Origin of the sequence: Candidatus Burkholderia verschuerenii (assembly GCF_001189365.1) — a bacterium.
In the GTDB taxonomy this organism is placed as follows: Bacteria; Pseudomonadota; Gammaproteobacteria; order Burkholderiales; family Burkholderiaceae; genus Caballeronia; species Caballeronia verschuerenii.
In genome coordinates this window covers 1-7,751 of record NZ_LFJJ01000241.1, presented here as the reverse complement: position 1 = coordinate 7,751, position 7,751 = coordinate 1, and the positions used below count along the sequence as shown (strand labels likewise).

The 7,751-nt window shown below is 61.6% G+C and carries 8 protein-coding genes and 1 pseudogene; 1 reads left to right on the top strand and 8 read right to left on the bottom strand.

All coding sequences use genetic code 11. From position 1 onward, the window contains the following. Window positions 1–117: 117 nt before the first annotated feature. Window positions 118–444 (bottom strand): annotated as a pseudogene (locus BVER_RS26265) (IS5/IS1182 family transposase); the annotation flags it as partial. A gap of 63 nt (window positions 445–507) precedes the next feature. Here BVER_RS26265 and BVER_RS26260 point away from each other — a divergent pair. Continuing rightward, a complete protein-coding gene (locus BVER_RS26260; RefSeq protein ID WP_198155392.1) occupies window positions 508–1,116 on the top strand; it encodes a class I SAM-dependent methyltransferase in 609 nt (202 codons plus the stop codon). Here BVER_RS26260 and BVER_RS26255 read toward each other — a convergent pair. From BVER_RS26255 to BVER_RS26225, 7 genes are all read right to left on the bottom strand, one after another. Further along, the gene (locus BVER_RS26255; protein ID WP_370444280.1) at window positions 1,092–2,501 is read right to left on the bottom strand and encodes an NtaA/DmoA family FMN-dependent monooxygenase; all 1,410 of its coding nucleotides are present in this window, start codon (window positions 2,499–2,501) and stop codon (window positions 1,092–1,094) included. The two genes, BVER_RS26260 and BVER_RS26255, sit on opposite strands and share 25 nt — an antisense overlap. 65 nt (window positions 2,502–2,566) lie before the next feature. Continuing rightward, window positions 2,567–3,862 (bottom strand): MFS transporter, encoded by a 1,296-nt coding sequence (locus BVER_RS26250; RefSeq protein ID WP_050455758.1) that lies wholly within the window; start codon window positions 3,860–3,862, stop codon window positions 2,567–2,569. Between the two features lie 92 nt (window positions 3,863–3,954). Next, on the bottom strand, window positions 3,955–5,289 hold the full coding sequence (locus BVER_RS26245) for a TauD/TfdA family dioxygenase (RefSeq protein ID WP_050455757.1): 1,335 nt from the start codon (window positions 5,287–5,289) through the stop codon (window positions 3,955–3,957). Between the two features lie 37 nt (window positions 5,290–5,326). Further along, window positions 5,327–5,839, bottom strand: a complete 513-nt coding sequence (locus BVER_RS26240) for a DUF6282 family protein (RefSeq protein ID WP_157056236.1) — start codon at window positions 5,837–5,839, stop codon at window positions 5,327–5,329. Next, window positions 5,722–6,234, bottom strand: coding sequence for a DUF6282 family protein (locus BVER_RS26235; protein ID WP_269750811.1), 513 nt, complete (start codon window positions 6,232–6,234; stop codon window positions 5,722–5,724). The genes BVER_RS26240 and BVER_RS26235 overlap by 118 nt, the downstream gene beginning before the upstream one ends. Before the next feature lie 121 nt (window positions 6,235–6,355). Next, the gene (locus tag BVER_RS26230) at window positions 6,356–7,252 is read right to left on the bottom strand and encodes an isocitrate lyase/PEP mutase family protein (protein ID WP_050455754.1); all 897 of its coding nucleotides are present in this window, start codon (window positions 7,250–7,252) and stop codon (window positions 6,356–6,358) included. A gap of 59 nt (window positions 7,253–7,311) precedes the next feature. After that, the coding region (locus BVER_RS26225) for an ABC transporter permease (protein WP_157056235.1) at window positions 7,312–7,751 on the bottom strand (440 nt) is incomplete at its 5' end.

Sequence of the window (7,751 nt, the reverse complement as noted above, 5' to 3'; positions counted from 1 at the left end):
GCGAAGTTCCAAACTCCCAGGAAACCATTCAGATCAATATTGCTTCTGGGAGTTCTGGGAAACACGATCTTCCGGCGGCCCCTTGCCACCCTTGACTTCGACTAATTCTGAAGGGCCGACTACTGACTCATCACTCTCGTTGTACGCGTGCTTCAGATAGAGCAGCCCGACCATCAGTCGGATCGGCAGCCGGGGACGCCCAGCCGCGCTCATGCCCGCGCCCGCGAGCTTCGGTGCAACGCCAAACAGATCCAGCGCTTCACTGGAGCGACCTTCACGAGCAAGCCGCTCGAACACCGGCACTAACGTCGCTTCGATCGATGCCCACGGCATGCGATTGGCCAGCACAGCGAGCGGGTGACGTTGATCAATCATGCTGTCCAGGCGGCTGCGAAAGAAATCGGGCGTGCTCATCGGCGAGGTTCCAAACTCCCAGGAAACCATTCAGATCAATATCGCTTCTGGGAGTTCTGAAAAACACGATCTTCCGGCAAACCCTTGCCATGCTTGGCTTCGACTAATTCTGAAGGACCGACGACCTATGGCGCGCGCGTGCAAGGCATCGATCTGAGCCCGTCTTTCGTCGATGCAGCCCGCTTTCTCGCCCAGAAAACCGGCCTCGCCGATCTCGTCGGTTACGACTGCGCGAACGCATTGGCGCTGCCCTTCGACGACGAAGCATTCGACATCGCGTGGACGCAGCATGTAGCGATGAACATCGAAAATCGCGCGGCGCTGTACGCCGAAGCCTTCCGCGTATTGCGACCGGGCGGCCGCTTCGCGATGTTCGACGTGATCGCGGCATCCGGCGAGCCGCTGCATTATCCTGTGCCGTGGGCGCGCGACAGCGGCACGAGCTTTCTGAAGACATCGGACGAAATGCGCGCGCTACTGGAAAAACAGGGCTTTCGCGTCGAATCGTGGATCGACTGCACCGCCGAAGGCATTGCGTGGTTCGCCGAACGCGAAAAAGAACGGGCGAGCATCTCGACGATGCCCGCCCTCGGTCTTCATCTCGTCATGGGCCCGGATTTCCCCGCGATGGGAAGAAACCTCACGCGCAATCTGCGCGAAGGCCGGGCCGCGCTGCTTCAGGCCATCGTCACGCGACCTTGATATTCGACGCCTTCGGGAACGCCGTCTTGCGCCAATCGCCGGACTTCGGAATCGGCAGGCCGAGATTTTCGCGCAGCGTGCCGCCGGTGTAGTCCTTGCGGAACAGGCCGCGTCGCTGCAGTTCCGGCACGACGCTGCGCACGAAGTCTTCGTATGCGCCCGGCACGTGCGTCGGCGCGATCACGAAGCCATCCACCGCGCCTTCGACGAACCATTGCTCCATCTGATCGACGACGGTCTTCGCGGTGCCGCAGAACACCGGGAACTCGTCGATGCGCGCGCTTCGAGAAGTCGACGAAATCGCACACGGACGGGTTTTTCTTGCCCGACAGCGTGACCACGCGATCGCGAAAGCCGGTCCAGCCCGAGATCGCGGCCATTTCCGCATCGCTGAAGGGATCGTCGTAGCCGCGCTTCGAGAAGTCGGTGTTGAGCACTTCGCACAGCAAGGCGAGCGAGTCGATCGGCTTGGCAAGCGCGTCGAGGTACTCGCGCTCCTTCTGCGCGATCTCGTCCGACTCCGCGACGATCGTGTAGCACGCGGTCGAGATCTTCACATCATCGGGATTGCGGCCCGCATCGGAGAGCGCCTGCTTCATCTCCGCGTACTGCTTCTTCGCCACTTCGAACTTCGGATACACGACGAAGATCAGATCGGCCCAGCGCGAGGCGAACTGTCGTCCGCGTCCGCTCTGCCACGCCTGAATCAGCACCGGATGACCCTGCTGCGAACGCGGCACCGTGAACGGCCCGCGCGACTTGAAGAAGCGCCCTTCGTGATCGAGACGATGCACCTTCGACGGGTCGGCGAAGCGGCCGCTTTCCTTGTCGAGGATCAGCGCGCCTTCTTCCCACGTATCCCAATGGCCCATCACCGTTTCGACGAACTCGTCGGCGCGGTCGTAGCGCAGGTCGTGTTCGAGATGCTCGCTCTGGCCGAAGTTCGCCGCTTCCGAATCGTTCAGCGACGTCACCACGTTCCACGCGGCGCAGCCCTTGGTCATCAGATCGAGCGTGCCGAAGGTGCGCGCGATATGGAACGGCTCGTAGTACGTGGTCGAATACGTCGCGCCGAGGCCGAGCTTCGACGTCGCCATGCCCATTGCGGTGAGAATGGAGATCAGGTCCATCTTGACCGCGCACACGCCGTGTTCGGTGGTTTGCGCGTGATCGTTGCCGTAGATATCGGGCATGGCGAGACGATCGTCAAAGAAGGCGAGATGGAACTTCCCTTCTTCCAGCGTGCGCGCGATGCGCTGATAGTACTCGGGCGTCGTGAAGTCCTGCATCGCCGCGCTATGACGCCACGAGCCGGGATAGGTCGAGCAGTTCTGCGCCTGCAGAAAGCCGATCAGGGTCATTTGCTTCGGGGATTTCGCTGTCATGTTCGTGTCCTCTGCTTGTTACGTGTTGCGTGTCTATCGATTAGGAATGCTTCAGGATGAATGCTTCAGGCTCGCAAGGTCGCCTCGCCGACTTCTTCCACCTCGTCCTTTCTGCGGATCGGCTGTCGCGTCATCGTCAGCGCGACGAACGCGCCGGCCAGCGCCAGCACACCGGCGATATAGAACGCGTTGTTGTAGCTGTGCGTGATGGCGACCACATAGCCCGTGGCGATCGGCGCGATCATCGCGAACGATGCACCGCCGGTAATCAGCAAGCCTGTGCCGCGCCCCGCTTCCGCCGACGACGGCAACAGGTCGCCGAGCAGCGCGATGTTCATCGCGATACCCGCCTGCGCGCCGGTCAGCGACAGCGTGAAGACCGCCACCATGATCCACACGTCATCGACGAAGGGCGTGGTGAGCACGACCGCGGTCAGCAGCATCGACGCCGCCACCATGTTGCGCTGACCGCCGCGATTGCAGGCTTCGGCGGTCAGCAGACGATCGCTCAGCCGTCCGATGACGATCGCCAGAATTACCGACAACGCATATGGCAGCGCCGTGAAATAGCCGCTTTTCACGATATTCAGATGCCGTTCCGTCTGCAGATAACTCGGCAGCCAGGTGAGAAACAGGAACTGCGCATACGAGCAGAACGCCTGCGTGATCAGCAGTCCCCACACGCTGGTCGACTTGAGCATGTCGGGAATCGAGAGCGTCGGGCCGGTCGGCGTATCGGGCAGGCCGCCATTGCGTTCGCGCAGGATCAGCGCGCGTTCGTCTTCGTCGATGAAGGTTGCAAGCTCGGGCTTTCTGAACCACATCAGCCAGCAGAACAGCCAGATCGTGCCGGAACTGCCGACCAGAATGAAGCCCGTGCGCCAGCCAAACAGTTGCACCGCAAACGCGACGACGATCGCGCCGATAGCCGGTCCCGCATACGAGCCGCTATTGAGCACCGCCGCCGCGATGCCGCGTTCGCGCGCCGGCATCCATTCGCGGATCACCTTGCCGCCCGCCGGATACGACGACGCCTCGCCAGCGCCCATCACGAGACGCGTGACGAGAATCGACATATAGCTCCAGGCGAAACCGGTCGCTACCGTCGCAAGCGAAAACACGGCCATACCAATCGCATTGACCCAGCGAGTTCCCCAGCGGTCGAGCGCGATCCCCCAGATAATCAGGCTTGCGAAATATGTCCAAATGAATGATGAAAACAGATAACCCATCTGAATCGGGCTGATGCCGAACTCGTGCGCGATGGGTTGCGCGGCCACCGACAGCGCGACACGGTCGATGTAGTTGATGCTCGTGAGCGAAAACAGAAAGATATAGATGAAGATGCGGCGATTTTTCATATGTCTCCTCCGACGTTCCGTGCGCGCGACGATGCGTGCCGGATGGTCTTGTGCCTGTACGGATTACGGATGTTCCACGCCTTGCGCGGGCGTTATGAAATCGTCTCCTCGGTCAAGGCCTCGACGCCCAGCGCATAGACGCGATTCGCCGTGCCCGCGAGCATCTGGCGACGCGCCGCCGCCGGATAACCGGCGCTGACGAGCTTGAACGCATTCCACACAGAGACGTAATTGCAACTGCCCTTATCGACCGGAAAATTGCTTTCGAACATGCTGCGTTCCGCGCCGAACAGATCGATGCAGGTCCGCACATAAGGCGTCCAGCGTTCGACCAATTCGAGGCAATTCGCGGGCTTATCGTTATCGGCGAAAGCGAGTTCGGTGCGCGGCATCGCGAGACCACCGATCTTCACGATCGCGTTGTCGTTGGCCGCGACCTTGGCGAGCGCGCGGCTCCATTCGTCGCGCACTTGCGCACGCCGGTCTGCATACGGCCCGATACCGAGCGGCCCGCCGCAATGATTCAGCACGATCGTTAGCTTCGGATGACGCTTCGCGAGCGCCGCCGCCTGTTCGAGTTGCGTGTGATTGTTGAGGAACTGGATATCGCCGGGTTCGAGATGCATCGCGAAGCGCACGTCTTCGCGCGCGAGGATCGCATCGAACAGATCGAGCGCTTCGGTCTGTTGCGGCGTAAGGCGCGGAATATCGTCGAAACCCGCCTGTGCGCCGTTGATGTGATTGCGCACGTGACGGCATGCGAACTGGCCGTCCGTCACCGAAAAGATCGGCGATTCGTACCACGGGCCTTCTTCCGGCTCTTCCTCGCCCTGACGGCTGAAGATAAACGGCGCGTATAGCTCCGCGACGAGTTCGGGCCGCTCCTGCAGCATCACGTTATGCGCGTACACGGAACTCGCGATCAGGCTTTCGCCGCCGCTCATCGCCGCGTTCACGCACATCAGGCCGACGATATCCGCGTTGTCCGCATGAAAATCCAGCTTCGAACGCGTGTTGTAGCCGCGCCCTTTCGTGCTGCGATATACGCCGCCCGCATCGGTCACATCGGACATGTACTGGCTTTGCTTGCCCTGCGGACGCGGCACGCCCATATGCAGCCCGAGCTCCCAGAACAGCATCCGCAGATGCGCGGGCGCGTGACGCTGCACCGGAAAGCCGCGCAGCACCATCACGCCGAGGCCGTTTTGCGTCGCATCGTGTACATGATCGAGCGCGGCCCGGCCCGCCGCACCGAGCGGAAAATCGCGCACGTCGAGTTCGAACAATTCCTTTTCCGATGCCACCGCCGTGCGCATGGCGGTTTCGAAATCGGCGATCGCCTCATCGGACAGCCGATGAAACCAGTCGTCCGTCTGCGCGAGATCGGCGGCTTTCCAGCATGCGCGGCTTGCAACTTGCTGAACCATGAAAATCGTCTCCGTTATTATTTCGCTATCCGAACGATCAGACGTCGATCTGCGCCGATTGCGCGCGATGCGCGTCCTGTTCCGCATCGAGCTTGGCGAGACGATCGGCATCCATGCCGAGCATGCGGGCCGGATTCTCGCGCACCATCTTGCGCACCGCCGTTTCCGACATGCCCAGCGCGAGGAACGTGCCGATCAGCATGCGCATCGTTTCCGGACCCGGCGGCGACCATTCGAAGAAGTAGTCGGTCGTGAGAATCACCTTGTCTTCGCCGATATCGCCGACCACATCCGCGAAATCCTTCGGCTTCATCCGCATGAGCGACGGCAGACAACCGAGCGCGCAGAACTCGCACACCGCGCCGAGCGCGCACATATCGCGGATTTCCTGGCGATTCGCGCCCACCGAATTGCTGTCCGGATGCGAGAAAATCACTTCATTGATGCCGTAATCCTTCGCCTCCAACGCGAGCGCGATCGACTCCGTCGGCGACACATGCCCCGTGCAGTGCAGATCGTCATGCCGTATTGACGCGCGCAATCGAGACATTCGCGCGTTTCCTGCAGCAGCTTGCCGTTGGTGCCCGTGAGACGAATGCCCTTGCCCGGCCGCAGCGTGCTTTCGGCGCGGTCGATGAAATGCCGCAAATGCCGGCTCATGCCGCCGCGTTCGATATCGTGCTCCGCGCTCCATGTCGGCATGAACACGACCTTCGCGCCCTGTTTCGCCGCGCTTTCGATCGCCATCGGATTCAGGCCGCCGACCGCGTAATTCAGCGTGATGCTCGGGAAAATTTCGATGCCCGGCACGAGATTGCGCAAGTAATATGCGCGTCCGACGGTCGGGAACATATGCGATTTCAGCACGATGCCGAGCATGCCCGCATTGCGCGCGATCGACATTTCATCGACGTCTTCGAGACGCGTCTTCGCTTCGAAGCTGATTTCCGGAAAGCCGTGATGATGCAGATCGATCGCGCCCTTCAGAATGCGGTCGGTGGCGGTCGCACCGCCCGGAGGATACGGATATAGTAGTTCGAGGTCATGCGTCGTGTCTCCTTGTGCGTTAGGCCGGACGCTCTTTCACGTCCGCGAGAATGCGGGCTTCGAAGGCGCGCATCGCGTCGATATCGAGCGCGCTATTGGTCTGCGACAGGCTAGCCATGCGGTCGACCCACGCGCGCGAATCGCCGCTTTCCTTGAGGCTCGCGAGAAAGTCTTCGATGATGCGCACGGACAGGCGAACCGTGCTGCTCGGAAACAGCGCGATCGCAAAGCCCAGCTCCTGCAATTCCGCCGCCGACAACAACGGCGTCAATCCCGATTCCGACATGTTCGCGACCAGCGGACCGCCCGCCAGCTCGCGCCCGATGATCTCCAGTTCTTCCAGCGATTGCGGACCGTCGACGAACACGACATCCGCGCCCGCGTCGCGAAACATGCGGCAGCGTTCGAGCGCTTCGTCGAGACCGTGCGGGCCGCGCGCATCGGTGCGAGCGATGATCACGGTGTCCGGATCGAGACGCGCTTCGATGGCGGCGCGCAGCTTGCGCAACGCGACTTCGCGCGACTCGACGATCTTCGCATCCATATGGCCGCAACGTTTGGGCCACGCCTGATCCTCGATCTGAATGGCCGCGACGCCCAGACGCTCCATGCCCTGCACGGTGCGATACATGTTGGTCACGTCGCCATAGCCGGTGTCGCAATCGACAATCAGCGGCACGTCGGCGATACGCGTGGCCGCGAGCACGGCGTTTTCGATCTCGCCATACGCGACGAGGCCGATATCCGGCACGCCGTAGCGCGATGCCGCCGTCGCATAACCGCTCAGATACGCGGCTTCGAAACCGGCGCGGCCGATCAGCTTGATTTCGAGCGGCGAGCCGCCACCGGGCACGACGACGATATCGCGCTGTTTCAGACGTTCACGCAGCGTATGCGCATGCGATGCTGGTTTCATGACTTGTTTTCAGGTTGAGGATAGCGCCGCGAGGCGATCCGTTGCAGGAAGTTGACGAGCTAATCGAGCGCGATGGCAAGCACCAGAACCAGCAGTATACCGAAATAAACGTTGGCGGTATTGAACAGCGTGCGATTTTGCGTGATCACGAAGCCGATGCCGGACGTCGCCGCCATCATCTCCGCGACGACCACGCCGATGGCGGTCATCGCGCTGCCCAACCGCATGCCGGACAACACCGACGGCACCGCTGCGGGCAACATCACATGACGCACGAGCTGCATGCGCCCCGCGCCCATGCTGCGCGCCGCGACCAGCAATTGACGATCGACGGTACGCACGCCCGCGGCGGTGGCGAGCAGCATCGGAAAGAAGCCGTAGATCGCGCCGAACACGATCTTCGATTCCATGCCGATACCGATCCACGCCGTCAGCAGCGGGTAAAGAATCACCAGCGGCACCGCATATAACGACGAGGCGAGCGGCAGCAAGGTATCGC